Source organism: Cupriavidus numazuensis (genome assembly GCF_905397435.1).
GTDB classification, from domain to species: Bacteria; Pseudomonadota; Gammaproteobacteria; order Burkholderiales; family Burkholderiaceae; genus Cupriavidus; species Cupriavidus numazuensis.
On the sequence record NZ_CAJPVI010000001.1, the window covers coordinates 37,724 to 64,554 of the forward strand.

Annotated in this window: 24 protein-coding genes and 1 tRNA gene; 7 read left to right on the forward strand and 18 right to left on the reverse strand. The window is 64.9% G+C overall.

What is annotated here, in order from left to right; all coding sequences use genetic code 11:
* Window positions 1-6 precede the first annotated feature (6 nt).
* The 5 genes from thrS to KHO41_RS00190 form a co-directional block, all read right to left on the reverse strand.
* The gene (gene thrS / locus KHO41_RS00170) at window positions 7-1,914 is read right to left on the reverse strand and encodes a threonine--tRNA ligase (RefSeq protein WP_211951300.1); all 1,908 of its coding nucleotides are present in this window, start codon (window positions 1,912-1,914) and stop codon (window positions 7-9) included.
* Between the two features lie 369 nt (window positions 1,915-2,283).
* Window positions 2,284-2,360, reverse strand: a tRNA-Val gene (locus tag KHO41_RS00175).
* Window positions 2,361-2,381: 21 nt separating this feature from the next.
* Window positions 2,382-4,607: a RelA/SpoT family protein gene (locus KHO41_RS00180; protein WP_211951301.1), complete on the reverse strand. Its 2,226-nt coding sequence runs from the start codon at window positions 4,605-4,607 to the stop codon at window positions 2,382-2,384.
* 26 nt (window positions 4,608-4,633) lie between these two features.
* A complete protein-coding gene (locus KHO41_RS00185; RefSeq protein ID WP_211951302.1) occupies window positions 4,634-4,996 on the reverse strand; it encodes a RidA family protein in 363 nt (120 codons plus the stop codon).
* A gap of 51 nt (window positions 4,997-5,047) precedes the next feature.
* Entirely contained in the window at window positions 5,048-5,932 is an 885-nt protein-coding gene (locus KHO41_RS00190) for an alpha/beta fold hydrolase (protein ID WP_211951303.1), read from the reverse strand.
* A gap of 196 nt (window positions 5,933-6,128) precedes the next feature.
* Here KHO41_RS00190 and KHO41_RS00195 point away from each other — a divergent pair, with 196 nt between their 5' ends.
* Window positions 6,129-6,905 carry a 3-hydroxybutyrate dehydrogenase gene (locus KHO41_RS00195; RefSeq protein ID WP_211951304.1) on the forward strand — a complete coding sequence of 259 codons (777 nt, stop codon included), beginning with the start codon at window positions 6,129-6,131 and terminating at the stop codon, window positions 6,903-6,905.
* 68 nt (window positions 6,906-6,973) lie between these two features.
* Here the strand turns inward: KHO41_RS00195 and KHO41_RS00200 are convergent, their stop codons facing one another.
* Both KHO41_RS00200 and KHO41_RS00205 read right to left on the reverse strand, forming a co-directional pair.
* The gene (locus tag KHO41_RS00200; RefSeq protein WP_011297442.1) at window positions 6,974-7,612 is read right to left on the reverse strand and encodes a CoA transferase subunit B; all 639 of its coding nucleotides are present in this window, start codon (window positions 7,610-7,612) and stop codon (window positions 6,974-6,976) included.
* A 14-nt stretch (window positions 7,613-7,626) separates the two neighbouring features.
* Window positions 7,627-8,328, reverse strand: coding sequence for a CoA transferase subunit A (locus tag KHO41_RS00205; protein ID WP_211950261.1), 702 nt, complete (start codon window positions 8,326-8,328; stop codon window positions 7,627-7,629).
* A 172-nt stretch (window positions 8,329-8,500) separates the two neighbouring features.
* On the opposite strand from KHO41_RS00205, the gene KHO41_RS00210 reads away from it, so the two are divergent.
* Window positions 8,501-9,046 carry a PAS and helix-turn-helix domain-containing protein gene (locus KHO41_RS00210; protein WP_011297440.1) on the forward strand — a complete coding sequence of 182 codons (546 nt, stop codon included), beginning with the start codon at window positions 8,501-8,503 and terminating at the stop codon, window positions 9,044-9,046.
* Between the two features lie 171 nt (window positions 9,047-9,217).
* Here the strand turns inward: KHO41_RS00210 and KHO41_RS00215 are convergent, their stop codons facing one another.
* From KHO41_RS00215 to KHO41_RS00235, 5 genes are all read right to left on the reverse strand, one after another.
* Entirely contained in the window at window positions 9,218-9,619 is a 402-nt protein-coding gene (locus KHO41_RS00215; protein ID WP_211951305.1) for an acyl-CoA thioesterase, read from the reverse strand.
* Between the two features lie 52 nt (window positions 9,620-9,671).
* Entirely contained in the window at window positions 9,672-10,700 is a 1,029-nt protein-coding gene (locus KHO41_RS00220; protein WP_211951306.1) for a DctP family TRAP transporter solute-binding subunit, read from the reverse strand.
* A 58-nt stretch (window positions 10,701-10,758) separates the two neighbouring features.
* The gene (locus KHO41_RS00225) at window positions 10,759-12,063 is read right to left on the reverse strand and encodes a TRAP transporter large permease (RefSeq protein ID WP_211951307.1); all 1,305 of its coding nucleotides are present in this window, start codon (window positions 12,061-12,063) and stop codon (window positions 10,759-10,761) included.
* The gene (locus KHO41_RS00230) at window positions 12,060-12,662 is read right to left on the reverse strand and encodes a TRAP transporter small permease (RefSeq protein ID WP_211951308.1); all 603 of its coding nucleotides are present in this window, start codon (window positions 12,660-12,662) and stop codon (window positions 12,060-12,062) included. The genes KHO41_RS00225 and KHO41_RS00230 overlap by 4 nt, the downstream gene beginning before the upstream one ends.
* 281 nt (window positions 12,663-12,943) lie before the next feature.
* Window positions 12,944-13,729 carry an SDR family oxidoreductase gene (locus tag KHO41_RS00235; RefSeq protein WP_211951309.1) on the reverse strand — a complete coding sequence of 262 codons (786 nt, stop codon included), beginning with the start codon at window positions 13,727-13,729 and terminating at the stop codon, window positions 12,944-12,946.
* Between the two features lie 284 nt (window positions 13,730-14,013).
* Here KHO41_RS00235 and KHO41_RS00240 point away from each other — a divergent pair, with 284 nt between their 5' ends.
* Entirely contained in the window at window positions 14,014-15,702 is a 1,689-nt protein-coding gene (locus KHO41_RS00240) for an electron transfer flavoprotein-ubiquinone oxidoreductase (protein WP_211951310.1), read from the forward strand.
* A 79-nt stretch (window positions 15,703-15,781) separates the two neighbouring features.
* Here KHO41_RS00240 and KHO41_RS00245 read toward each other — a convergent pair whose 3' ends face one another.
* The gene (locus KHO41_RS00245; RefSeq protein WP_211951311.1) at window positions 15,782-16,678 is read right to left on the reverse strand and encodes a flagellar brake protein; all 897 of its coding nucleotides are present in this window, start codon (window positions 16,676-16,678) and stop codon (window positions 15,782-15,784) included.
* Between the two features lie 207 nt (window positions 16,679-16,885).
* Here KHO41_RS00245 and KHO41_RS00250 point away from each other — a divergent pair, with 207 nt between their 5' ends.
* A complete protein-coding gene (locus tag KHO41_RS00250; RefSeq protein WP_211951628.1) occupies window positions 16,886-17,593 on the forward strand; it encodes a FadR/GntR family transcriptional regulator in 708 nt (235 codons plus the stop codon).
* 49 nt (window positions 17,594-17,642) lie between these two features.
* The gene (locus tag KHO41_RS00255; RefSeq protein WP_211951312.1) at window positions 17,643-18,749 is read left to right on the forward strand and encodes an NAD(P)/FAD-dependent oxidoreductase; all 1,107 of its coding nucleotides are present in this window, start codon (window positions 17,643-17,645) and stop codon (window positions 18,747-18,749) included.
* Here KHO41_RS00255 and KHO41_RS00260 read toward each other — a convergent pair.
* The 5 genes from KHO41_RS00260 to KHO41_RS00280 form a co-directional block, all read right to left on the reverse strand.
* Window positions 18,746-19,939, reverse strand: coding sequence for an MFS transporter (locus KHO41_RS00260; protein WP_211951313.1), 1,194 nt, complete (start codon window positions 19,937-19,939; stop codon window positions 18,746-18,748). The genes KHO41_RS00255 and KHO41_RS00260 overlap by 4 nt on opposite strands.
* 1 nt (window position 19,940) lies before the next feature.
* The gene (gene aroC, locus KHO41_RS00265; protein WP_211951314.1) at window positions 19,941-21,053 is read right to left on the reverse strand and encodes a chorismate synthase; all 1,113 of its coding nucleotides are present in this window, start codon (window positions 21,051-21,053) and stop codon (window positions 19,941-19,943) included.
* Between the two features lie 75 nt (window positions 21,054-21,128).
* The gene (locus KHO41_RS00270; protein WP_211951629.1) at window positions 21,129-21,869 is read right to left on the reverse strand and encodes a glutathione S-transferase C-terminal domain-containing protein; all 741 of its coding nucleotides are present in this window, start codon (window positions 21,867-21,869) and stop codon (window positions 21,129-21,131) included.
* A gap of 32 nt (window positions 21,870-21,901) precedes the next feature.
* The gene (locus KHO41_RS00275; RefSeq protein WP_211951315.1) at window positions 21,902-23,800 is read right to left on the reverse strand and encodes an MFS transporter; all 1,899 of its coding nucleotides are present in this window, start codon (window positions 23,798-23,800) and stop codon (window positions 21,902-21,904) included.
* 127 nt (window positions 23,801-23,927) lie between these two features.
* Complete coding sequence (locus KHO41_RS00280) at window positions 23,928-24,374, reverse strand: CBS domain-containing protein (RefSeq protein ID WP_011297426.1); 447 nt, start codon at window positions 24,372-24,374, stop codon at window positions 23,928-23,930.
* A 230-nt stretch (window positions 24,375-24,604) separates the two neighbouring features.
* Here KHO41_RS00280 and KHO41_RS00285 point away from each other — a divergent pair, with 230 nt between their 5' ends.
* Both KHO41_RS00285 and KHO41_RS00290 read left to right on the forward strand, forming a co-directional pair.
* Window positions 24,605-25,915: an O-acetylhomoserine aminocarboxypropyltransferase gene (locus KHO41_RS00285; protein WP_011297425.1), complete on the forward strand. Its 1,311-nt coding sequence runs from the start codon at window positions 24,605-24,607 to the stop codon at window positions 25,913-25,915.
* Entirely contained in the window at window positions 25,915-26,739 is an 825-nt protein-coding gene (locus tag KHO41_RS00290; protein ID WP_211951316.1) for an alpha/beta fold hydrolase, read from the forward strand. Before KHO41_RS00285 ends, KHO41_RS00290 begins: the two co-directional genes overlap by 1 nt.
* Window positions 26,740-26,831 lie beyond the last annotated feature (92 nt).

Sequence of the window (26,831 nt, forward strand, 5' to 3'; positions counted from 1 at the left end):
GACCCATCAGGCTTTGTGGGTGACGTCCTGTTGCAGACGCTCCACGAACGCGGAGACGGGCATCACACCCAGATCCACGTTGCCACGGGCACGCACGGCCACTTGATTGGCATCCCGCTCCTTGTCGCCCACCACCAGCAGGTAGGGGATCTTCTGAAGCGAATGCTCGCGGATTTTATACGTAATTTTCTCGTTACGCAAATCGGCCTTCGCCCTAAACCCTTGTTTTAGCAGCGATTGCACGACGTTTTCGGCATATTCAGCCTGCGATTCCGCGATATTCATGACAACCACCTGCTCCGGGGCCAGCCAGGCGGGCAGTGCACCTGCGTGGTTTTCGAGCAGGATGCCGAGGAAACGCTCGAACGAACCGAGAATTGCCCGGTGCAGCATTACGGGGCGCTTGCGCGAGTTGTCCTCGGCCACGTATTCGGCACCCAGCCGTTCCGGCAGCACCAGATCGAGCTGCAGCGTGCCGCACTGCCACGAGCGGCCGATGGCATCCTTGATGTGGTATTCGACCTTCGGACCATAGAATGCGCCCTCGCCCGGCAGTTCTTCCCAGTCCACGCCGCAGGCGCGCAGCGCCAGGCGCAGGCCTTCTTCGGCGTGATCCCAAACCTCGTCCGAGCCAGCGCGCTGCGCCGGACGCAGCGACAGCTTCACCGCCACATCCTTGAAGCCGAAGTCGTCATAGACCGAGAACGCCAGTTCGTTGAAGGCCTTCGCCTCGGCAACGATCTGCTCTTCCGTGCAGAAGATATGCGCATCATCCTGCACAAAACCACGCACGCGCATCAGCCCGTGCAGCGCGCCTGAGGGCTCGTTGCGATGGCAGGCGCCAAACTCGGCCAGGCGCAGCGGCAGGTCACGGTAGGAACGCAGGCCATGGTTGAAGATCTGCACATGGCCCGGGCAGTTCATCGGCTTGATCGCGTAGTCGCGCTTCTCCGACTCCGTGACGAACATGTTTTCCTTGTAGTTCTGCCAGTGGCCGGACTTCTCCCACAGCGAACGGTCCATCACCTGCGGCGTGCGCACTTCGTCATAGCCGGCAACCGTCAGGCGGCCGCGCATGTACTGCTCGACGGCCTGCCATACCTGCCAGCCCTTCGGGTGCCAGAACACCATGCCCGGCGCCTCTTCCTGCAGGTGGAACAGGTCGAGCGACTTGCCAAGCTTACGGTGGTCGCGCTTCTCGGCCTCTTCAAGCATGTGCAGGTAGGCTTCCTGGTCTTCCTTCTTGGCCCAGGCCGTGCCATAGATGCGCTGGAGCATCTCGTTGTTGGCATCGCCGCGCCAGTAGGCGCCGGCCACCTTCATGAGCTTGAAGACCTTGAGCTTGCCCGTAGACGGTACGTGCGGGCCACGGCACAAGTCGACGAACTTGCCTTCGCGGTACAGGCCGATCTCCTGGTCCGCCGGAATCGAGGCGATGATCTCGGCCTTGTACTTTTCACCCATCGACTCGAACAGCGCCACCGCCTCGTCGCGGTTCCAGACCTCGCGCGTGACCTTCTCGTCCTTGCGGGAGAGCTCCGTCATCTTCTTCTCGATGGCGGCCAGGTCTTCCGGCGTGAAGGGACGCTTGTAGGCGAAGTCGTAGTAGAAGCCGTTTTCGATCACCGGGCCGATCGTCACCTGCGCGTCCGGGTACAGTTCCTTGACCGCATACGCCAGCAAGTGGGCCGTGGAGTGACGAATGACGTCGACGCCGTCGGCATCCTTGTCCGTGATGATGGCCAGTGCCACATCGCGATCGATGGAGTAGCTCGTGTCGACCAGGTTGCCATCCACCTTGCCAGCCAGCGCGGCCTTGGCCAGGCCAGTGCCGATGCTTTGCGCCACTTCGGCGACCGTCACCGGGCCGGGAAACTCGCGACGGGACCCATCCGGCAGCGTGATTGCGATCATTTCGACTCTCCAGGATTCCGCCCCGGCGCCTGGCGCTCGGCGGGCGGATCAAACTGCATCTTTTGTAGCACCGGCCCACCCCGAAACAGGCGGCGTACCGACAACGTTCTTGGTGCTTGCGCACGGCAGGCGGCAAGCTTATCAGGCAGCTGGCAGGCGACAGACGAAAAAAAACGCGGCCAAGGCCGCGTTTCTCTTTGTCAAACCCGATTCAATCGGGACGGAGGCGCACCTCGACTACTGTCGCATACCAGCGGTAGTAGTTCGCGGTGTCATGAACATAATGCCCTTCCGTTCCTTGTGAGATTGAATCGGACTTGCCGCACTGTATTGTTGTACTGCTTCTTTTACTGCTTTACTGCAATTCGTTGGTAGGCTCGATTGGACTCGAACCAACGACCCCCACCATGTCAAGGTGGTGCTCTAACCAGCTGAGCTACGAGCCTAGCGAAGCAGCAATTATAGCCTCACTTTCTTCGTGCTTGCAATACCCCCTGCACATCTTCGATGATCGACAGCGCGCGCTGCAGTTGCGTGGCCTCCGAGACCTCGGCCGTGAACTGCATGCGCGCCACACCCTTGCTCGACAGCGTCTTCACGCCCGTGACATTGATCTTCTCGCGCGAGAGCACTTCGGAGATATCGCGCAGCAGCCCCTGGCGGTCGATGGCCTCGACATGGATGTCGACCGGATACACCGCATCGCTCTTCTTGCCCCACTCGGTCTGGATCACGCGCTCGGGTGCGCGCGCCGAGAGTTGCTGGAACGTGTGGCAGTTGCGCCGATGGATCGACACGCCGCGCCCGCGCGTGACGAAGCCCACAATTTCGTCGGGCGGCGCCGGCTTGCAGCAGCGCGACATCTGCGTCATCAGCGAATCCACACCGACCACGAGCACGCCGGATTTGGCGCCTCGCGCCACGCTGGTAGCGCGGCTCTTCTTGGTGACGGCGTCTTCCTCGCTGAACGGCGCCTGCACCTCGCCCTCGGGGTGCCGCAGGGCTTGCTCGACATGCCGCAGGCTGAACTCTTCCTTCGCCACCGCGGCAAAGAGGTCGTCCGGCGACTTGAAGCCAAGCCGCGTGGCCAGGTCTTCGAGCTTGACGGCGGTCTTGCCTTCGCGCTGCAGCGTCTTGTCGATCAGCACGCGGCCTTGCGCGATGGTCTCCTGCGAATCCAGCGCGTTGAACCACGCCCGCACCTTGGCGCGCGCGCGGCTGCTTGCCAGGTAGCCGAGTTCGATGTTGAGCCAGTCGCGCGACGGCCCACCCTGTTTCACGGCGATGATCTCGACGGTCTGACCGTTCTTCAGCGGCGTATTCAGCGGCACCATGGTGCCGTCGACGCGCGCGCCGCGGCAGCGGTGACCAAGATCACTGTGCAGGTAATACGCGAAGTCGAGCGGCGTGGCACCCTGCGGCAGCGCGATCACGCGTGCCTGCGGCGTCAGCACATAGATGTGGTCGTCGATCGCCGCATGCTTGAGCTGCTCCCACGGCGAAGGCGACTCGTCATGCGCCACGCTGTGGTCGGCGTCATCCTTCCACGCAAGCAACTGCCGCAGCCACGCGATCTTCTCGTCGTAGCTGTCGCTTGCCGCGAACTGCCCGCTGTAGCCCCTGCTGCCCGCTTCCTTGTAGCGCCAGTGCGCCGCCACGCCGTACTCGGCAAAGTGGTGCATCTCGTGCGTGCGGATCTGCACCTCGAAAGCGCGCCCGTCGTCGCCGATCACCACCGTATGCAGCGACTTGTAGCCGTTCGATTTGGGCCGCGAGATGTAGTCGTCAAATTCGCGCGGAATCGGCTGCCAGATATGGTGCACGATGCCGAGGACCGTATAACAGTCCTTGATATCGTCGACGATCACGCGGAACGCGCGCACGTCATACAGGTCGGCAAAATCGAGTTCCTTGCCGCGCATCTTCTTCCAGATGCTGTAGATGTGCTTGGGCCGCCCGCTCACCTCGGCACGGATGCCGGCATCGGCCAGTTCCGATTGCAGTCGCGCGATGGCGCTGGCGATGTAGCCCTCGCGCTCGATGCGCTTTTCATCGAGCAGCTTAGCGATCCGCTTGTAGGTATCGGGCTGCTCGAAACGGAAGGCCAGATCCTCGAGCTCCCACTTCATCTGCCAGATGCCGAGGCGGTTAGCGAGTGGCGCGTAGATGTCGAGCGTTTCCCGCGCGATGCCGGGCAGCGGCTCGCGCTTGTTCTGCGCAAGCCAGCGCAGCGACTGCAGTCGCGAAGCCAGGCGCACCAGCACCACGCGGATATCTTGCGCGAACGCCAGCAGCATCTTGCGCAGCGCTTCGACCTGCTCGTGCCGGGCTTGCGCCACGTTGCGCGATGCTTCCTGCGCGTCGTGGCCGCCGGCAATGGCGCCGATGCGCAGCAGTTGCCGCACGCCCTTCACCATCCGGCATACATCTTCGCCAAAGCGCGCCTCGATTTCCGGCTCTACGGCGGGCGCGAATTCGGCCAGCGGGAACAGGCAGCACGCGGCGCGCGCGGCATCATCCACGCGCAAGCCGTCAAGGATGCGCAGCATCCCTTCCGCATGCGACAGCACCGGCTCACCAGTGGGCAGCACAGCGGCGCCCGCCTGCTCCCGCACGTACGCGAGCGCGCGCTCGACCATGTCGGCGTCCGGGACGCCGGCAACCTGGCCGGCCAGGTCGGTGGACGTCACCATAGGGTCACCATGTCACAACGCCATCTTCAGTTGAGCGCAGCGGTCACCACCACTTCGATCAGGTAGTCGGGATTGGCCAGCCTGGCTTCGACGGTGGCGCGCGGCGGCGTATTGCCCTGCGGCACCCACGCGTCCCACACCTCGTTCATCTTGCCAATCAGGCCGATATCGGTCAGGAAGATCTGGCACGACAGGATGCGCGTCTTGTCGCTGCCCGCTTCGGCGAGCAGCCGGTCGATATGGCCCAGCACCTCGCGGGTCTGGCCGCTGATGTCGGCCTTCGGGTCCACTTCCGGCACTTGCCCGGCCAGGTAGACCACACCGTTGTACACCGCGTATTCCGACAGGCGTGCACCCACGTGGGCGCGCTTCAGTTCATTGCTGCTCATGACTAGTTAAAACGATTTCAGGTTGATACGAACGATCCGGCCCGGCCCGCCTCAGGCGCTTCCGAGAAAGTACTGGCGCGCCACGGCAATCTGCGCCGGATCGACAAAAGTCGGTGCATGCCCCACATCGGGGATCTCCACCGAACTGACATGCTTGCCGCGGGCGACCATGTCGGCCACGGTATCGCGCAACAGCAGGTCCGACTGCGCACCGCGAACGACCAGCACCGGCGCTTCAATGGCCTCGAACAGTTGCCACATCGTGGCCTCGCCTGCGGCGAGCTGCTCCGGCGTGGCGCCGCGGAATGGCACGGCCAGCGCCGGATCGTAATGCAAACCCCATTCCAGCCCCTGCGTACCCTGCACGGGCTTGAGGATCGCAGCATTGAGCTCGCGCCATTGCTCCGGCGTGTGGCGCCCGAATGATGCGCTGATGGTCTGCAGGTAGGCCAGCCCTTCTTCGAAGGTCTTGAACCGCACCGGCAGCCCAACGTACGAGCCGATCCGCTCCACGGCCGCGGCCGTGATACGCGGACCCACATCGTTGAGCAGCAGCTTGCGCACCGGCGAATTGGGCAGGCCCGCCAGCGCCATGCCGATCAGCCCGCCCATCGACGTGCCGAACCAGTCGACCTTGTCGACGTTGAGCCTGGCGATCAGCGTGACCATGTCCGCCACGTACTTCGGCACCACGTAACCGGACGGGTCAAGCAACCAGTCCGAGCGCCCGCGGCCAGCCACGTCCGGGCACACCACGCGGTAGTCGCCGCACAGCGACTGGGCCAGCGCATCGAAATCGCGGCCGGTGCGCGTCAGGCCATGCACGCACATCAGCACGCGCGGATTGGCCGGGTCGCCCCATTCGTGGTAGGCCATGCGGTGCAGGCCCGCCGGACTGATGCACTGAACGAAGCCGAGGCGCGGACTGGCAGACATCTGAACTCCCTGACGAACCGGCTGCCGCACGGGCATTGCCGAAGGTTGAGCAAAGCAGGATTGTACGCCGCAGCGGTTACAATGCCACAGCACTAGTCCACCGCGTCAGCCGCAGCATTGCGGCCATGGCGACGCAGTTCGGCCGGCTGCGTCCGGCCACTCATTCTCTCGACTCTCGATCTCGACGGAGGCTTACATGCTCAAAGGCAAGACGGCACTGGTGACTGGCTCGACCAGCGGCATCGGACTCGGCATCGCGCAGGCACTGGCCGCGCAGGGCGCCAACATCATCGCCAATGGCTTTGGTGACGTGGAGGCCGCAAAGCAAGAGATCGCGCAGGCCGGCGCGGGCATCAAGGTGGGCTACCACGGCGCGGACATGAGCAAGTCCTCCGAGATCGAGGACATGATGCGCTATGCCGACTCCGAATTCGGCGGCGCCGACATCCTGGTCAACAACGCAGGCATCCAGTTCGTGGCCAATATCGAGGATTTCCCGCCTGAGCGCTGGGACGCGATCATCGCCATCAACCTGACCTCGGCGTTCCACACCACGCGCCTGGCGCTGCCCAGCATGAAGCAGAAGAACTGGGGACGCATCATCAATGTCGCGTCGACCCATGGGCTGGTGGCATCGGCGCAGAAGTCGGCCTACGTGGCGGCCAAGCATGGCATCGTCGGCCTGACCAAGGTCACCGCACTGGAAACCGCGCAGACCGGCGTCACCGCCAACGCGATCTGCCCGGGCTGGGTGCTGACGCCGCTGGTGCAGAAGCAGGTCGATGCGCGCGCGCAGAAGGAAGGCATTCCGGTCGAGCAGGCCAAGCGCGAGCTCGTGATCGAGAAACAGCCGTCGGGCCAGTTTGTCACGCCCGAGGAACTCGGCGCGCTGGCGGTCTTCCTGTCGTCCGAGGCGGCGCGCCAGGTGCGCGGCGCGATCTGGAACATGGACGGCGGCTGGGTCGCCCAGTAAGATCCGCTCCGCAAGAACGAAAAAGCCCCGCTTCACAGCGGGGCTTTTTACATCCAGACCTGCAGCACTTACAGCAGCGTCGCGCCGGTCTTGCTCTGGATTTCCTCGCGGCTCACGCCCGGGGCGGTTTCCACGAGCTTCAGGCCGTCCGAGGTCACGTCGATCACACCGAGGTCGGTGATGATGCGGTTGACCACGCCCACACCGGTCAGCGGCAGGTTGCAGTCCTTCAGGATCTTGATGTCCTCGGTGCCGTCCTTCTTCTTGGCGGTGTGTTCCATCAGCACCACCACGCGGCCCACGCCGGCGACCAGGTCCATCGCGCCGCCCATGCCCTTGACCATCTTGCCCGGGATCATCCAGTTGGCGAGGTCGCCCTTCTCGCTGACCTGCATCGCACCGAGGATAGCCAGGTTGATATGGCCACCGCGGATCATCGCGAAGGAATCGGCCGACGAGAAGATCGACGAACCCGGCAGCGTCGTCACGGTCTGCTTGCCGGCATTGATCATGTCGGCGTCCACTTCGTCCTCGGTCGGGAACGGGCCGATACCGAGCAGGCCGTTTTCCGACTGCAGCCACACTTCCATGCCTTCCGGCACCCAGTTGGCCACCAGCGTCGGCAGGCCGATGCCCAGGTTCACATAAAAGCCGTCCTGCAGCTCCGCCGCGGCGCGCGCGGCCATTTCGTCACGTGTCCATGCCATGATGTGTCTCCCTCTTACTTGGCGGCACGCACGGTGCGCTGCTCGATGCGTTTTTCGGGGGTCGTGTTGAGCACCAGGCGCTTGACGAAGATGCCGGCCAGGTGGATCTCATCCGGGTCCAGCTCGCCGGTTTCGACGATTTGCTCGACCTCGGCCACGGTGAACTTACCCGCCATGGCGCACATCGGGTTGAAGTTGCGCGCGGTGCGGCGGAACACCAGGTTGCCGGCCTTGTCGGCCTTCCAGGCCTTGACCAGCGCCACATCAGCGGTCAGCGAACGCTCCATCACGTACTTTTCGCCGTCGAATTCGCGGATTTCCTTGCCGTCGGCCACGATGGTGCCCACGCCGGTCTTGGTGAAGAACGCCGGGATGCCCGAGCCGCCGGCGCGCAGCTTCTCGGCCAGCGTGCCCTGCGGCGTGAATTCCAGTTCGAGTTCGCCGGCCAGGTACTGGCGCTCGAATTCCTTGTTCTCGCCCACGTAGGACGAGATCATTTTCTTGATCTGGCGCGTGGCCAGCAACTGGCCCAGACCGAAGCCATCCACGCCGGCGTTGTTGGAGATGCAGGTGAGCTGCTTGACGCCGGTGTCGCGCAGCGCGGCAATCAGCGCCTCGGGAATGCCGCACAGGCCGAAACCGCCCACGGCGATCGTCTGGCCGTCGCGGACGACGCCTGCAAGCGCCTCGGCGGCGCTGGCGTAGACCTTGTTCATGGTTCGCTCCTTCCTTGGTAGTCCCCTGTCGCCGATTCCGCCGCCGGGGTGTGCGGCGGACGACGCAAGGAAATTGTAACGGTACAATCAGCGGCGGCTGCCGCGCTCTCGTCCGACCGAAAGGATACGCAAGGCGCGCCGCCTACGCCATTACGTAAAAATACATAAGTAGATGCCCGCCATCGATTACCAGACCGCTTTCCAGCTCGCCCCCGTGGGGCTGGTGCTGTCCCGCGAGCGCAAGATCGAAGACTGCAACGACGAGGTCTGCCGGATCTTCGGGACCACGCGACAGGCGCTGATCGGCGAATCTTTCCAGGTACTCTACCCCACCGCTGACGAGTTCGAGCGCACCGGCGCACGCATCGTACCGATCATGAACAAGCGCGGTATGTACTCGGACGAACGGATCATGAAGCGCGCCAGCGGGGAACTGTTCTGGTGCCACGTCACCGGTCGCTCGCTGGACCGCTCGCAGCCGCTCGGCGCGGGCATCTGGACGTTCGAGGACCTGTCCCAGAAGCGCCAGGTCACGGCGGAACTCACGGCACGCGAGCGCGATATCGCGGCGCAGCTCGTGGAAGGGAAGACCAGCAAGCAGATCGGCAAGCTGCTGGCGATCAGTCCGCGCACCGTCGATATCTATCGGGCGCGGCTGATGAAGAAATATGGGGCGAGTACGTCGGTGGATCTGGTGCAGCGGTTGGTGAACCACTGAGAGCCTCGACAGGCTGATGGTGTGCTCCCCTCTCCCGCTTGCGGGAGAGGGGTTGGGGGAGAGGGCCGGCGCTTGCAATTCCGACGGGGGTCACTTCGTCATAAATGCCTGCCCTCTCCCCCGCCCCTCTCCCATAAATGGGAGAGGGGAGAAAACCAGCGGTATCGGCGCTTACCCTTCGATGATCGCCCTGATCTCCGGCGGCACCGGCACCGACTTCTCGATCGAGTAATCGCACCACACCACCTTCGCCCCGCCCTCGGCCCACACCACATCGGGCATATCCGCGCGCACGATCTCCATGCGCGTCTCGAAGCTCGTGCGGCCAAGCTGTCCGGCATAGAGCCGGCATTCGATCGTGCCCGGATAGCGCAACTGCTTCAGGAACGTCATATGGGCATTGATGATGACCGGCCCCTGCCCCTTCGGATCCTTGCCACCGCGCCCGAGCGATGCAAACCATTCAATGCGCGCCTGCTCCAGGTACTGGAAATAGACGGTGTTGTTGACATGGCCCATCGCGTCCATGTCGCCCCAGCGAATCGGCAGGACCGCCGTGTAGACGTGCTTCATCACGATCTCCAATGCAACAGGCCCGCCGATACCGACGGGCCTGCCTGATGATTTAGCGCTTGGCGATCGAGGCTTCCGCCTTGGTCACCAGGTCCGCGCCAATCTGCTTCTTCCACTTGTCGTAGACCTTGGCGGTCGCCTTGCGGAAGGCATCATGCTCGGCCGGCGTCAGGTGCGTGACCTTGACGCCGTGAGTCTCCATGTCCTTCCAGGCCGGCGCGCCCGGCTCGGCCAGGCCCTTGCGGGCCAGCGCGATTTCCTGCTTGCCGGCGTCGATGGCGGCCTGCTTGACGATCTCGCGGTCAGCCGGCGTCCAGCTTTCCCAGATCTGCTTGTTGACCACAAAGATCAGCGGATCAGCCACGTAGCCCCAGGTCGTCACGAACTTCTGGCCCACCGTGTACAGCTTGGCCGCAGCGAACACCGACTGCGGGTTCTCCTGACCATCCACGGCACCCGAGGCCATGGCCGGCTGCGCATCGGCCCAGCTCATCTGGGTCGGGTTGGCACCCAGCGCATTGAAGGTCTCGATGTACAGCGGCGAGCCCACCACGCGCAGCTTCATGCCTTTGAGATCTTCCGGCTTGTGGATTTCCCTCTTCGAGTTCGAGACTTCGCGGAAACCGTTTTCGCCCCATGCCAGCGGCACCACGCCGGCCTTTTCCAGCGTCGTGAAGATCTGCTTGCCGACTTCGCCCTGCGTCAGCGAATCCAGCGCCTTGTAGTCGGGCATCAGGAACGGCAGCGAGAACAGGTTCAGTTCCTTGACCTGCGGCGACCAGTTGATGGTCGAGCCCACGGCCATGTCGATCACGCCCTGGCGGATCGCCGAGAACTCGCGCGTCTGGTCGCCGGCCACCAGCGAGGTGCCCGGGTACAGCTTGATGTTGATGCGGCCGTTGGTGCGCTGCTTGACCAGGTCGGCCCAGATCTCGCCGCCCTTGCCCCACGGGAAGGCCGGGCCGAGCACCAGCGACATCTTGTACTCGGGCTTGTAGGTCTGGGCCATGGTGGCGGCGGGCGCAAAGGCGGAAGCGGCGATCGTGGCAGCGATCGACAGCATCAGGGCACGGCGTTTCATCAGGTCTCTCCTCTTGGGAATCGTTGCTTGTAGCTTGTTGTTTGGTTTGTAGCGGGCATCAATAGCCCAGATAGTCCGGCAACCACGTCGCCAGCGGCGGGTAGGCCAGCACCATCAGCATGGCGATGAACATCGCGAGCAGCATCCAGACCACCCAGGGCACCGTCTCTTCCATGCGCACGCGGGCAATCCGGCACGACACCATCAGGTTCACGGCGAGCGGCGGCGTGAACTGGCCCAGCGCCACCTTCAGTGTGAGCACCACGCCGAACCACACCGGGTTCCAGTGGAATGCGTTGGCGATCGGCAGCAACAGCGGCACGAAGATCAGGAAAATCGAAATGCCGTCCAGGAACATGCCCACCGTCATCAGCAGCAGCACGATCAGCGCCAGCACACCGTATTCGCCGAGACCGGAATTGGCGATGGCATTCGCCAGCGGGTCGATCACGCCGAGCGTCGACAGCGCATACGCGAAGATGCCAGCCAGCGCGACCACCAGCAGGATCACGGCCGACGTCTCCGCCGCCTCCTGGAAGATCACGAACAGGTCCTTCATGCCGATGCTGCGGTAGATCACCATGCCCACGAACAGGCCGTAGACCACCGCCACCACCGCGGCTTCGGTCGGCGTGAACCAGCCGGCACGCATGCCGCCCAGGATCAGGAACGGCGCCACCAGACCCCACGCAGCCTCGCGCAGGCTCTTCCAGAACGGCGGGCGCGGCAGCGCGGCTTCGATGGCGCCCATGTTGTGCTTGCGGGCCAGCCATACCGCCGGCACGATCAGCGCGACGCCGGCCAGCACGCCCGGGATCATGCCGGCCGCGAACAGCGCCGGCACCGAAGCGCCCGGCACCAGCACGCTGTAGATGATGAAGGCCACCGACGGCGGAATCAGGATGTCCGTCGCCGCAGCAGCGCCGACCACCGCCGCGCTGTACGAGCCCGGATAGCCGGCCCGCGACATCGCCGCGATCATCACGCCGCCGACGGCCGCCGCGTTGGCGGGGCCGGAGCCCGAAATGCCGCCGAGGAACATGGCCACCAGGATGGCCACCAGCGGCAGCATGCCCGGGCCACGGCCGACGATGGCGATCGCGAACGTCACCAGCCGCTGCGCTACGCCAGAACGATCGAAGATCGAGCCGACCAGCACGAACATCGGAATGGCCAGCAGCGGATACTTGGCCAGGCCCGCGTAGAAGTTCTGCGGCACGGCCAGCAGGCCGAACATCTGGGTATCGAGGTTCGACAGCCCGATGGCGACCAGCCCCCCAAGACCCAGCGATACCCCGATGGGCACGCCCAGCAGCATCAGGCCGATAAAGACCACGAACAGGATGATGGCGACAAGTGTCATGGCTTGCGCCCCGCTTGTTCGTTGCGTGCGGCATGCAGCGCCTTGAGCGCGCGCACGTTGCGCGCCATCAGCCCGAACGCGCGCAGCGCGATGGAGGCCGACAATACGGGCAACCAGATCGAGTACCACCAGCTCGGCACGCCGATACCTGGGGACGTTTCGCCAAAGGTGTATTCATCCCAGGTAATGCGGGCGCCCAATACCGCCAGCGCGATAAACATCACCGCGACGGCCAGCGCCGACAGGATGGCCAGCCGTTTCTGACGCGCCTGGCTGCCACGCTCGAAGAAGAATTCGATGCGGATATTGCGGTCGCGCGCCACGGCCGCGCTGCCGGCGACGAGTGCGAGCACGATCATCAGGAACACCGAGAATTCCTCGGTCCAGGCGAATGACTCGTCGGTGAAGTAGCGGACCACCACGTTGGCGAAGGTGATGCAGACCAGCAGCACCATCACGATCACGCCGATCCAGTCCTCGACGCGGGGTGAAACCCGGAAATCGGCGTCTTGCGCCTCGTCTGCCGCCTGCGGGATCACCGCGGAGTCGACGACGTGTTGCGGCACGGCGTCGCGCCGTGCCTGCTCTTGTTGCTCCATCTCCCCGGCCTCCGGTCCGGGCTGCTCGGGCGGATCAGGCTGATCGACCACCGCAGCTTATTTTGTATGTAAAGACTTAATCAGAAAACATGGCGGATTATGCCAAGACTGGGCCGCCCTGTATCGGGTTTTATGATTACCTGAGTGGAAGCCGCGCTCGAATATCGCCCAAGGGGACCGGATAAAGCCCTGGAACGATCCATGAAAAAGCGCTGCCCACCGGCTTTTGGCCCTGGGCAGCGGTGTGGCGGCGCGGTGCGGTTACCTCCCTCTCAGGGAGATCAGACCATGCCGTCGTCGGCGGTGATCACAGCACCGTTGATGAATTGCGACTGGTCCGAAGACAGCAGAAGCATGAGGCCGTCCAGGTCTTCCGGCCTGCCCAGACGCTTGCGCGGCAGCATCTGGATCAGCTTCTGGCCGGCGTCGGTATCCCAGTGATGGTGGTTGATGTCGGTGTCGATATAGCCGGGGCAGATCGCATTGACGTTGATGCCGTGGCGCGCCCATTCGAGCGCCATAGCTTTGGTCATGTGAACCACCGCGGCCTTGCTCATGCAGTAGACGCCGATTTGCGACAGCACCTTCAGGCCCGCCACCGACGCGACATTGATGATGCGCGCCTGCGGCAGCGGGTTGCCGTTCTTCTCGGCACCCTTCGCACGCGCGATCATGCGCTTGGCCACTTCCTGCGCGACGAAGAAGGCGCCGCGCGTATTGGTGTCGAAGACAAAATCGAAGTCTTCCGTGGTGACGTCGGTCAACCGTTGCGTCGTGGAGACGCCCGAATTATTGACGAGGATGTCGATGGAACCCGCCTCGGTTTCCGCGTGCGCGACGGCCGAGCGGATACTGGCCTGGTCGGTCACGTCGAGGCGCACCACATGGGCGCTGCCGCCATCGGCCTCGATCGACGCGCGCAAGTCCTTGAGACGCTCGGTGCGGCGCGAGGCCAGTACCACCTTGGCGCCGGCGGCGGCGAGAACGGTTGCAAAACGCGAGCCCAGCCCGCTCGAGGCACCGGTCACCAGCGCGACCTTGCCCTCCAGATTGATCGACAAACCCATATTTGCCTCTGTGTGCCCGCTGACCATGTGGCGTACCCTGCCCAACGTGATTCGAAAGGCAGGATACCAAAAAAAGAACGACCGTTCCAAAAAAAATCTTGCCTGAGGGTGACGAGTCCCGGACAATGCCGGAGATTCTAAGAACTTGGCTAGTAAAGGGAAAGAGGGAAAACGCGCGGAACGGCGCATCCTGGCGCCCTTTGCGCGCAGGCCGGTTCGCTACGAACAAACAAGCATTTCCCACAATTGCAGGCAAGGCGCCAAGAAACAGAGGGTTAGAGACAATGGATCAGCAGCAGCTCCTGGAGCAGTTCGGGCCACGTGAGGCCATGGAATACGATGTGGTCATCGTCGGCGGCGGTCCTGCCGGCCTGGCCACGGCCATCCGCCTCAAGCAACTGGCACAGGAGAAGGGCAACGACGTCAACGTCTGCGTGCTCGAAAAGGGCTCGGAGCCCGGCGCGCACATCCTGTCTGGCGCCATCATGGACCCCCGCGCACTCAATGAACTGTTCCCGAACTGGAAGGAACTGGGCGCGCCGCTGAACCAGCCCGTCACCGAGGACCGCTTCCTGTTCCTCAACGAGTCCGGCTCCAAGGGCACCCCGAACGCGCTGCTGCCGGAATGCTTCCACAACCACGGCAACTACATCGTCAGCCTGTCCAACGTCACGCGCTGGCTGGGCCAGCAGGCCGAAGCGCTGGGCGTGGAAATCTTCCCCGGCTTCCCCGCCGCTGAAGTGCTCTACAACGAAGACGGCTCGGTCAAGGGCGTGGCCACCGGCAACATGGGCATCGGCAAGGAAGGCGAGCCCACCGACAACTTCCAGCTCGGCATGGAACTGCATGCCAAGTACACGATCTTCGCCGAAGGCGCGCGCGGCCACCTGGGCAAGCAGCTGATCGCGAAGTTCAAGCTCGACGCCGGCAAGGACCCGCAGAGCTACGGTATCGGCATCAAGGAACTGTGGGAAATCGACCCAGCCAAGCACAAGCCCGGCCTGGTCGTTCACACGGCCGGCTGGCCGCTGGATCCGGCTACCTACGGCGGCTCGTTCCTGTACCACATGGAAGACAACAAGGTCGCGGTAGGCTTTGTCGTCGGCCTGGACTACACCAACCCGTGGCTCTCGCCGTTCGAGGAATTCCAGCGCTTCAAGACCCATCCGGAGATCCGTACGTTCTTCGAAGGCGGCAAGCGCCTGTCCTACGGCGCGCGCGCGATTACCGCAGGCGGCCTGCTGTCGCTGCCCAAGACCGTATTCCCGGGCGGCGCGCTGGTCGGCTGCGACGCTGGCTACCTGAACGCCTCGCGCATCAAGGGCAGCCACGCCGCAATCAAGACTGGCATGATGGCTGCTGAAGCCGCCTATGACGCGCTGCAAGCCGGCCGTCAGGGCGACGAACTGACCGCCTACCCGGCTGCCTTCGAGCAGAGCTGGCTGCACAAGGAACTGCTGCAGGCCAAGAACTTCAAGCAGTGGTTCAAGAAGGGCCGCACCACGGCCACGCTGATGACCGGCATCGAGCAATGGCTGCTGCCGAAGCTCGGCATCCGCAACCCGCCCTGGACCATCCACCGCACCAAGCCGGACCACGTCTACCTGAAGCCGGCAGCCGAGTGCGAGAAGATCGTCTACCCGAAGCCGGACGGCAAGCTGACCTTCGACCGCCTGAGCTCGGTGTTTATCAGCAACACGAACCACGAAGAGAACCAGCCGGCTCACCTGACGCTCAAGGACGCCAGCGTGCCGGTCAACGTCAACTGGGAAAAGTTTGCTGGCCCCGAAAGCCGCTACTGCCCGGCCGGCGTGTACGAGTTCGTGCAGGACGAAACCTCCGGCAAGGAGCGTCTGCAGATCAATGCGCAGAACTGCGTGCACTGCAAGACCTGCGACATCAAGGACCCGACGCAGAACATCGTGTGGGTCACGCCGGAAGGCGGTGGTGGTCCGAACTACGTGAACATGTAAGGGCTGTGCCCGGCCATTGGCCGGGCCTCCAAACGAAAAGAGGCACCTTCAGGTGCCTCTTTTCGTTTGATGCGGTGTGTCAGCGGTGGACGCCCAGACCGCTGCTGGTCAGCAACTGCTCGTAGATGAAGCACTGAAGCAAGGTCATCTCGCGTTCACCCAGTACGTCGAACGAAATGCCGAACGACGGAAACTCGGCGTCGGCATTGTCGCTGGTAACGGCGCGGACCCAGGCATCGGCCACGATCTCGCTGTCGAGCGATGCGGTACGCAGGCGGAAACGCAACTGTACGCGACTGCCCGTGACCGGCGCCGGTCCGGCGGCATGCACCTGCGCCCCGCCAGTACTGAGATCCGAGACCATCACCAGGCGCGCAGCACCATTGGCCATCTCGGCGGAAAACGCGTCGTGACCCGCGTCCTGAAAACCTTCCTGCGACTGCGTCATGTAGGCCGCCAGCCGGGTCGGCACGCGCGCCGCCTTGCGCACCGGCATCTGGTCAAGCTGCGACGGCGCCGAGAGCACCAGATAGCGGAACGGGCTGCGGCAGACCGCGGTGATCGTCGAGGTAAAGCTGTGGATGACGCGGCCCGAGAAGCCGCGCAGCAGCAGCGTATCGCCGGCCTGCACCGGCAGGTCGCGCCCACCCAGTTGGGGCCAGGTCATGAACAGGCCCTGCTCGACGAAGCCGATCAGGCGGCTGGCTGCGGCGCGGCTGTTGTCGCCGGGCTGCTTGACGTGCAAGAGTGTCCCGACCTGCAGCCCCAGCGGGCCCGGCGGAAGCGGATCGTCCTGGGGATCCTCGCCCGAATCCGCCTCCAGGCGGCACAGATCGCCATGGCGGAACACCAGCGCCACATCGCGCGTATCGGGAATGACGTTGCCGCTGCCCAGCACCAGATTGCCATCGCCGTCCAGCAGCGACCAGGGCAAGGGCGCCCCTACGGGAAGATCGTTGGGCGAGAGATGGATCATGATTACTCCGGCATGCGATGCGGCCCAAGGCCTGAGAGATTGCGTGACGACCGCCAACTGAGCAGTATGCGCCACCCGTTTCATATCGACGGATATCCGGAAACATTAAGCGACTTTTTGAGCCCATCCGAGGCCTCTTGACGATGAACGCTCCGACCGGCAGAATTCGCTAAATCTGTCTGACAACCTGACATCTACAATATGATCGTGGATATCCTGCCGCGCCCGGCCTCGCTGGCCAACCGCATTGCCCAGTCGCTGCGCGAAGACATTGCCGCGGGCCGGTTCGCCACCGGCGCGCGCCTGCCCGCCGAGTCAGCGCTGGCCGGAACGTTCGGCGTGAGCCGCCCGATCGTGCGCGAGGCCATTGCACTGCTGAAGGCAGACGGCATTCTGGTAACGCGCAAGGGCGCCGGCGCCTATGTCTCCGATACGCCGGGCGGACAAGCGTGGCGTGTCGCCAGCGCGCCGGATGGCGGTCCGACGCTGGCTCAGTTGTTCGAACTGCGCATGGTCGTGGAAACCGCGTGCGCCGAAATGGCGGCGGCGCGCAGGACTGAGGCGGATCTCCTGCAGATTCGCGAGGCACTGACCAACATGCGCGATCAGGCCGGCGATTTCGCGGCCGCGGCCGCTGCCGATATCGCGTTTCACCACGCCATCGCCCAGGCCGCGCACAACCCCTGCTTCACCGGGCTGACCGATTTCGTCAGCCAGCAGATGCTGGCCGCGCGCCAGCGCGCCTGGGAAAACACGGCCCGCCTGCAGGCTCGGGACGGCGCCGCGCGCGCCGCGGATACGGAACACGCGGCGCTGGTAGACGCCATTGCCAGCGGCAACCCGGCCACTGCGCGGCAGGCGGCACTCGACCACCTGAACGCCGCCGCCGGACGGCTGGGCCTTCGCCTGGCCTGAGGATCAGTCGCAGATCGGAAACAGCATCAACCAGAACAAGGAAAAGACCATGGAGAACGTGGATTGCGTGGTGATCGGTGCAGGCGTTGTCGGACTTGCAGTCGCCAGGGCACTGGCACAGAACGGGCGCGAAGTGATCATCCTGGAGGCCGAAAATGCGTTCGGCACCATTACCAGTGCGCGCAACAGCGAGGTAATCCACGCCGGCATCTACTATCCGGCCGGCTCGCTCAAGGCTGAACTATGCGTGCGCGGCAAAGAGATGCTGTACGAGTACTGCGCCTCGCACCACGTTCCCCACCAGCGCTGCGGCAAGCTGATCGTCGCCACGAGCGAGGCGCAGGTCGCCACGCTGGAGGGCATCCGCGCCAAGGCAGCAGCCAATGGCGTGCATGACATGCAGTTGCTGACCCGAGCCGAAGCACAGGCGCTGGAGCCGCAACTGCAGTGCCACGCTGCCCTGCTCTCGCCATCGACCGGTATCGTCGACAGCCACGGCTTGATGACAGCGCTGCTCGGCGACGCCGAAAACGCGGGCGCGATGCTGGCCGTACAGTCGCCGGTGCTGCGCGGCGCCATCACGCCGGCCGGCATCGAACTCGAAGTCGGCAGCGAAGACGGCGGCAGCACCACGCTGCTAGCCCGGTCGGTCGTCAACTCGGCCGGCCTGACCGCGCCCGAACTGGCTCGCCGTATCGACGGCATGCCGGAAGACCACATCCCGCCGCAGTACTACGCCAAGGGCTGCTATTTCACGCTGGCCGGGCGTGCGCCGTTTTCGCGGCTGATCTATCCGGTGCCCGAAGCCGCCGGCCTCGGCGTGCACCTGACGATCGACATGGGCGGGCAAGCCCGATTTGGCCCGAATGTGCGATGGATCGACGACATCGAGTACAGCGTCGATCCCACCGACGCAGACAGCTTCTATGACGAGGTACGCCGCTACTGGCCGGCGCTCGCCGACGGGGCGCTCCAGCCTGGCTATGCCGGCATCCGCCCGAAGATCAGCGGCCCGCACGAAACTGCTGCCGATTTCCGCATCGATGGCCCCGCCGTGCACGGCGTGCCGGGACTGGTTCACCTGTTCGGCATCGAGTCGCCGGGGTTGACCTCTTCGCTCGCCATCGCCGAACGCGTCGCTGCCGAATTGCCCTAAGCCGCGCCTGGGCGGCTGCGAAAACTCATCGCGGCGCAGATGGCGCCCGCGGCGGCAGCGGCCGCCGCAAGACCGAAGGTGTGCGCGGGTGCCAGCACCTTCCAGGTCCAGCCCATCACCAGCCCGCCCAGTGTGCCGCCGACGCCGTAGGAAATCCCCGTGTATAGCGCCTGCCCCCTGCCCTGCAGCGGCCCTGCGAACCAGTGCTGCAGGCGCTTGAGGCTCGCGCTGTGGTGCGCGGCAAACGTGGCGGCGTGCAACACCTGCACGGCGGCCATCAGCCACAAGGCCTCGGGAAAGTAACCGGTCAATCCAAAACGCACCGCGGCCAGCACGAACGTCCCGGCCAGGATCGTCCCCAGTGGCACGCGCGCGAACAACCGGCCCTGGAAGTAGAAGAACACGATCTCAGCGACCACGCCGATCGTCCACATCACGCCGATCGCGAACTTGCTGTAGCCCAGGCGTTCCAGGTAGAGCGAATAGAACACGTACAGCGCCGCGTGCGCGAACATCATCAGGAAGGCGGACGCGAAGAACCACGCCACGTCGGGCCGGCGCAGCAATGGCAGTGCCGGCGGCGGGCGAACGCGCGGACCCTCGTCGGGCGCGTCGCGCATGCCGAACACCATCGCCATCAGGATCGCGAGCATCGTGCTGGCGACCCACGGAAAGGCCTGCATGCCGAATTGCTGGAACAGCGCGCCGCCCGCCAGTACGGCTGCGATGAAACCGACCGACCCGAACATGCGGATGCGGCCATAGCGGTGGTCGAACGCGCCGTAGCGTCGCAGCGTCGAAATGGTCAGGGCATCGCCGAGCGGCGACATTGCGCTGGTGATGAGGCTGATGGCCACCATCATCGCCATCATGCCGCCGTAGCTATGCACGGCCGGCAGCGCAAGGAACGCCGCCAGCGCGCCGACCGCCGTGAAACGCAGGATGCGCACGCGCGTGTGCATCATGTCCGAGAGCCAGCCCCACAGGTAGGGGCCCAGGATGCGGCTGAACTGGAACGAGGCCATCAGCACGCCGATCTGCACGGCGTTGAAACCACGCGCGGCAAAGAACAGACTGACGAACGGCGAAATCACGCCGACGTAGCCGTAGTACCCCAGATAGAAGAGACCGAAGCGGCCATACTCGGGCCGCGCCGGAACAGCGCTGACGGTCTCGGGCGCCGCGGCCAACTCAGCCCGGCTGGCCAGGGGCCTGCGCGGGGATGCGCGGCGTATCCACCTTGACGTCGCCGCACTGCGCGCGATGGCGCAGCGCATGATCGACCAACACCAGCGCGAGCAGCGCCTCGGCGATCGGCGTCGCGCGAATGCCCACGCACGGGTCGTGGCGGCCAAAGGTCTCGACGGTCGCGGCATTGCCGGCCTTGTCGATCGACTCGCGCGGCGTGCGGATGCTGGAAGTCGGCTTGATCGCCAGCGACACGGTGATGTCCTGGCCCGTGGAAATGCCGCCCAGGATGCCGCCCGCGTTATTGCCGCGGAAACCCTGCGCGGTCAGCTCGTCGCCATGCTCGCTGCCGCGTTGCTCCACGCTCCTGAAGCCGGCGCCAATCTCCACGCCCTTGACGGCGTTGAGGCCCATCATCGCGTGCGCGATATCGGCATCGAGGCGGTCGAACAGCGGCTCGCCAAGGCCCACGGGCACATTGCTGGCGACGACTTCGATGCGCGCGCCGACCGAATCGCCGTCGCGGCGCAGCGCGTCCATATAGGTTTCGAGTTCCGGCACGATGTCCGCATTGGCGGCGAAGAACGGGTTCTCGGGCACATGCGACCAGTCGCTGAACGGCACCTCGATCTCGCCCAGTTTCGACATATAGCCCCGGATTTCCGTGCCGAACTGCTCGCGCAGCCACTTCTTGGCCACGGCCCCCGCCGCCACGACTGGTGCGGTCAGGCGCGCCGACGAGCGGCCGCCGCCGCGATAGTCGCGAATGCCGTACTTCTGCCAGTAGGTGTAGTCGGCATGGCCGGGACGGAAGGTCTCGACGATATTGCCGTAGTCCTTGCTGCGCTGGTCGGTGTTACGGATCAGCAGGCAGATCGGCGTGCCCGTGGTCTTGCCTTCGAACACCCCCGACAGGATCTCGACCTGGTCCGGCTCCTTGCGCTGCGTGACGTGCCGCGAGGTGCCCGGCTTGCGGCGGTCCAGGTCGCCCTGGATATCGGCCTCGGTCAGATCCATGCCCGGCGGGCAACCATCCACCACCGCGCCAATGGCGGGCCCGTGCGATTCGCCGAATGTGGTGACAGTGAAGAGCAGGCCAAGGGTATTGCCGGACATGATGGAAACCGCACAGAAATGAGGGACGGCCTACATTGTAAGGCCATTGCCGCCGCTTCTGCGTCCGCTTGCCGTTCAGCGGCGCGACAGTTCGCCGCCCAGCGCCGCGGCGGGATCGAATTCGGGATAGAACTCCTGGCGCATGCGCTCGACGTAGGCGACGAGGTTGGCATGCCTTTCAGCGGCGGTGCGGATCGGCGTGTCGAACACCGGGCACAGCAGGCTGCCGGCGAATGCGAACAACGTGGCATCGGCGCCGCATGGCTTGTTGCCCATCAGGTATTGCCGGTCACCGAGAATGTCCGCGATCGACGTCACACCCTTGTTCGCCAAGGCAACCAGCTCTTCCTCGTTGTGCCGCCCGAGCCCCTGGTTCCACAAGGTTCGACGAATTTTGTGCCGTACGAGCCGCTCGGCCAGCCCACGCATCGGCGCGGGCACGCCACGGAAGAACTGCGCAGGCCCGCGCTCGAAGTTCGCTTCATCAAGCCAACGTACGCGCGCCACGGCCCAGTACAGGTTGTCCTCCATGAGCTTCTCGGCGGCCCACGCGATGCCGCGTGCTTCCGGGTCGAGGCCGGCATCGAAGTCGATATGGTAGGTCTTCTCGATATGCCAGCGGATCAGCGTGGAATCGGCCACGATGCGCCCCATATCGTCGAGATAGGGCAGCTTGCCCTTGGGCGCGCGCCGCAGGCTGCCGCGCCTGGTCTCGTACGGCAGGCCGGCGAGCTTGAGCAGCATTTCGGCCTTGGTGACGAACGGGCTGGCGTCGGGAAGGCCAAACGCGGGTCCGAATGTGTAGAGCGTGAGCATGGAGGTCGGGAAGGATTCCGTCAGGGCGCCGGCTAGCGCCATTCGCCGCGCAGCGCGGTCACCATCTGCTGCAGGCCCTCCGGCGTGGCGCGTTCCGGCGGCACCGGCTCGCCCACGACCAGTTCCAGCCGGCTCAGGATGCCGCGCCGGAACGGCCGGGTCATGGCCGCGCCGCCCTTGCGCGAGAAGAAGCTGCCCCACAGGCCGCGCAGCGCCATCGGCACCACCGTGACCGGCGTGCGCTGGATGATCTGCTGCACACCCTGCTTGAACGGATTGATCTCACCGTTGGCGGTGATCTTGCCTTCCGGGAAGATGCAGACCAGGTCGCCGTCCTGCAACGCAGCGGCCACGTCGTCGTAGGCCTTGGCCAGCAGCGCGGGATCTTCATGCGCGGGCGCGATCGGAATGGCGCGCGCATGCCGGAAGAACGACGACATCAACGGGACCTTGAAGATGCGATAGTCCATCACGAAGCGCACCGGGCGCGGGCTGGCGGCCATCAGCACCACCGCATCGGCGAAGCTCACGTGGTTGCAGACCAGCACAGCGGGGCCTTCTGCCGGGATACGTTCGGCATTCACGCGACGCAGCCGGTACACCGTATGGACCAGGATCCAGGCCACGAAGCGCAGCAGGAATTCCGGTACGAGCGAGTAGATATAGATGGCAACCAGCGCATTGAGCAGCCCCACCACCAGGAACAGCTCCGGAATACTGAAGCCGGCCTGCGTGAGCGCTACGCCGAGCAGCGAGGCGCCGATCATGAAGAAGCTGTTGAGGATGTTGTTGGCGGCGATGATCCGGGCGCGGTGCGTCGGCGCGCTGCGGCTCTGGATCAGCGCATACAGCGGCACGCTGTAGAAACCGCCGAACATCGCGAGCAGCAGCAGGTCCGCCAGCACGCGCCAGTGGCGCGGCTCGGCAAGGAAGCCGCCGATGCCCGTCAGCGCGCCGCTCGCCTGCCCGTGGCTGGCGAAGTACAGGTCCACCGCAAACACCGTCATGCCGATCGAACCGAACGGCACCAGGCCGATCTCGACATGCCGGCCCGACAGCCGTTCGCACAGCAGCGAGCCAATACCGATGCCGATCGAGAACACCGCGAGCAGCAGCGTCACCACATTCTGGTCGCCGCCGAGCACGTCCTTGGCAAAGCTGAAGAACGACGTCAGGAACGTCGCGCCGAGGAACCACAGCCATGAGATACCGAGCAGGCTCAGGAAGACCGTGCGGTTTTCGCGAGCGAGCATCAGGTTGCGCCAGGTCTCCGTGAACGGGTTCCAGTTGATGCGCAGGTCGGGCTGCGGTGCGGGTGACACGGGCACGCCGCGGGACACGACGCGCCCTGCGACAGCAATGCCGATACAAGCGATACCGACGTAAAGCGGCCCCATGAGCTTGCCGCCCTGCTCAAACCCCGCCATTTCGCCGCCGATCAGCGTGCCAATCAGGATCGCGACGAAGGTGCCCATCTCGACCAACCCGTTGCCGCCAACCAGTTCGGTTTCGTCCAGATGCTGCGGCAGGTAGGCAAACTTGACCGGCCCGAACAGCGTGGAATGCAGCCCCATCAGGAACGTGCCCGTATAGAGCAGCGTGGCGCTGTGCCAGGCGAAGCCGGCGCAGCCGAGCACCATGATGGCGATCTCGAGCGACTTCACCAGCCGGATCAGGCGCGACTTTTCGATCTTGTCGGCAATCTGACCGCTGGTCGCCGAAAACAGGACGAACGGCGCGATGAAGATCGCCGAGATCAGGAACGCGGCGCTGCGGGCGTCCACGCCCTCGAACAGTGCCGTGTGGTAGGTCACCAGAGAGGTGAAGGCGACCTTGAAGACGTTGTCATTCATCGCCCCCAGGAACTGGGTCCAGAAAAACGGGGCGAAACGGCGCGCGCCGAGCAGTCGGAACTGGCTGTGTTGGCTCATGTTGGCAGGCCCGCGGGCCCGGATCGGTTGGCCCCGGGATTCTGCCGGGGCGGCTTTCCGGCCGCCACCCTGCCATCAGCGCATGGCCGGACTGCACCGGGCCGGGACGCGCCCGGCCAGGCGTTGCTCAGTCAGCGCGCTCTTCGGGCCAGTCGCGGATATAGGCCTTGAGCATCTTGTTCTCGAAGCTCTGGTCTTCCACCACGGCCTTGGCCACGTCGTAGAACGAGATCACGCCCATCAGCGTGCGGTTGTCGAGGATCGGCAGGTAGCGGGTGTGACGCTCCAGCATCATGCGGCGGACCTCGTTGACGTCGGTCTCCATGGTGCAGGTGAGCGGCGCATCGTCCATTACCTTGCGGATGCTGGTAGTGCCGACGCTGCCGCCGTTCTTGGCCAGCGTCTCGATGATCTCGCGGAAGGTCAGCATGCCGACCAGGTCGCCGTATTCCATCACCACCAGCGAGCCGATGTCGTGCTCGGCCATGGTGTGGACGGCAACCAGCAATGCGGTGTCAGGCGTCACGGTGTAGAGCGTATTGCCCTTGATCTGGAGGATGTCGCTGACTTTCATGTTTGTCTCCGCTACCGGTGCCTGCGGCATGGCGCCCGATGGGGCCTGATGCCTGATATTTTCTGTTGCTGGGAAATTGGAATATGCGCGGGCAAGGGGGTGCCCGTGCGCCGATCCTAGCCGAAATCGGCCGCATAAGTAAAGCACAGGCCGGTTTCCGGGCGGATGGCCCCACCGTCTCACGCACGGTGCTACGATGCAGCCCGGAGACAACTCTCGCCCGAATCGCCATGTCTGGTACCCGTTTTGACACGCTGGCGCTGCACGCCGGCGCCGCCCCCGACCCCGCCACCGGGGCCCGGGCCACGCCCATCCACCTGAGCACCTCGTTCGTGTTCAAGGACAGCGAGCATGCCGCCTCGCTGTTCAACATGGAGCGCGCCGGCCACGTTTACTCGCGCATTTCCAACCCCACCGTGGCGGTGCTGGAAGAACGCATCGCCGCACTGGAAGGCGGCGCGGGCGCGATCGCGACTGCCTCGGGCCAGGCTGCGCTGCATCTGGCCGTGGCCACGCTGATGGGCGCCGGCTCGCATATCGTTGCGTCCACCGCGTTGTATGGCGGCTCGCAAAACCTGCTGCACTACACGCTGCGCCGCTTCGGCATCGAGACCACCTTCGTCAAGCCGCGCGACATCGACGGCTGGCGCGCCGCCATCCGTCCGAACACGCGCCTGCTGTTTGGCGAATCGCTCGGCAACCCGGGCCTCGATGTGCTGGACATCCCGACGCTGGCCCAACTCGGCCAGGACAACGGCATTCCGCTGCTGGTCGATTCCACGTTCACCACGCCCTACCTGCTGCGCCCGTTCGACCACGGCGCGGGCCTGCTCTACCATTCGGCCACCAAGTTCCTGGGCGGCCACGGCACCACCATCGGCGGCGTGCTCGTGGAAGGCGGCACGTTCGATTTCGAGGCCTCCGGGCGCTTCCCCGAACTGTCGGAGCCGTATGAAGGCTTCCACAACATGGTCTTCACCGAGGAAAGCACGGTCGCCCCGTTCCTGCTGCGCGCGCGCCGCGAAGGCCTGCGCGACTTCGGCGCCTGCATGAACCCGATGGCCGCGTGGCAACTGCTGCAAGGCGTGGAAACGCTGCCGCTGCGCATGGCTCGCCATGTCGAGAACACCCGGCGCGTGGTGCAGTTCCTGGCCTCGAACCCGATGGTCGAATCGGTCGCGTATCCGGAACTGGAATCGCACCCCGACTACGAACTCGCCAAGCGCCTGCTGCCGCGCGGCTGTGGCGCGGTGTTCAGCTTCAACCTCAAGGGCAACCGCGAAGCCGGCAAGCGCTTCATCGAAAGCCTGTCGCTGTTCTCGCACCTGGCCAACGTCGGCGACGCGCGCTCGCTGGTGATCCACCCGGCCTCGACCACGCACTTCCGCATGGATGCCGCCGCGCTGCAGGCCGCCGGCATCACCGAGGGCACCATCCGCCTGTCGATCGGTCTGGAAGACGCCGACGACCTGATCGACGACCTCAAGCGCGGCCTGAAGGCCGCCGAGAAGGCCATGAGCGGCAAGGGAGGGCAAGCCTGATGGAACTGAAGATCGCAGGCCAGCCGGCCTACGCCTATACCGGCGGCAAGCCGTTCGATCCCACCCTGCCCTGCGCCGTGTTCGTGCACGGCGCGCAGAACGACCACAGCGTCTGGGCGCTGCAGACGCGCTGGTTCGCCAACCACGGCTTCTCGGTACTCGCGGTGGACCTGCCCGGCCATAACCGCAGCAAGGGTGCGCCGCTGGCAACCGTCGAAGAGATGGCCGACTGGGTCATGTCGCTGGTGGCTGCCGCAGGCGTGACCGCGCCCGCACTGGTGTTCGGCCACAGCATGGGCTCGCTGATCGCGCTCGAATGCGCGGCGCGCCACCCGCAGGCCGTGCGCGGCATCGGGCTGCTGGCGACGGCTTATCCGATGAAGGTATCCGATGCCTTGCTGGACGCCGCACTGAACCGCGAAGATCAGGCCATCGCCATGGTCAACGCGTGGTCGCATTCGAGCCTGGCCAACAAGCCGTCGTCCCCGGGACCCGGCGCGTGGATGCAGGGCGGCAGCCAGCGGTTGATGGAGCGAGTGTCGCGCAACAATCCGTCTGTCCACGTGTTCCACAACGACTTCACGGCCTGCAATCGCTACGCGCATGGCGAGGAAGCTGCCGCGGCGCTGGCTTGCCCGGCGCTCTTCATCACGGGCAGCAAGGACATGATGACCTCGCCCAAGGCCGCGCAGGCGCTCGCTGCGAAGATGGCCAATGCCGGCATGGTATCGGTGCCTTGCGGCCACGCCATGATGGGTGAGCGGCCGGATGAAGTGCTCGACGCCCTCGCCGCCTTCGCACGCAAGGTGGTAGCCGCGCGCTGAGCGAACCCACCGGCGGACGGGCCGCGTGGCGCCGTCCGCACCTGCCGCGCCGGGCGGACTACACTTAGGCCTGTCAGAACAAGAATTCGGAG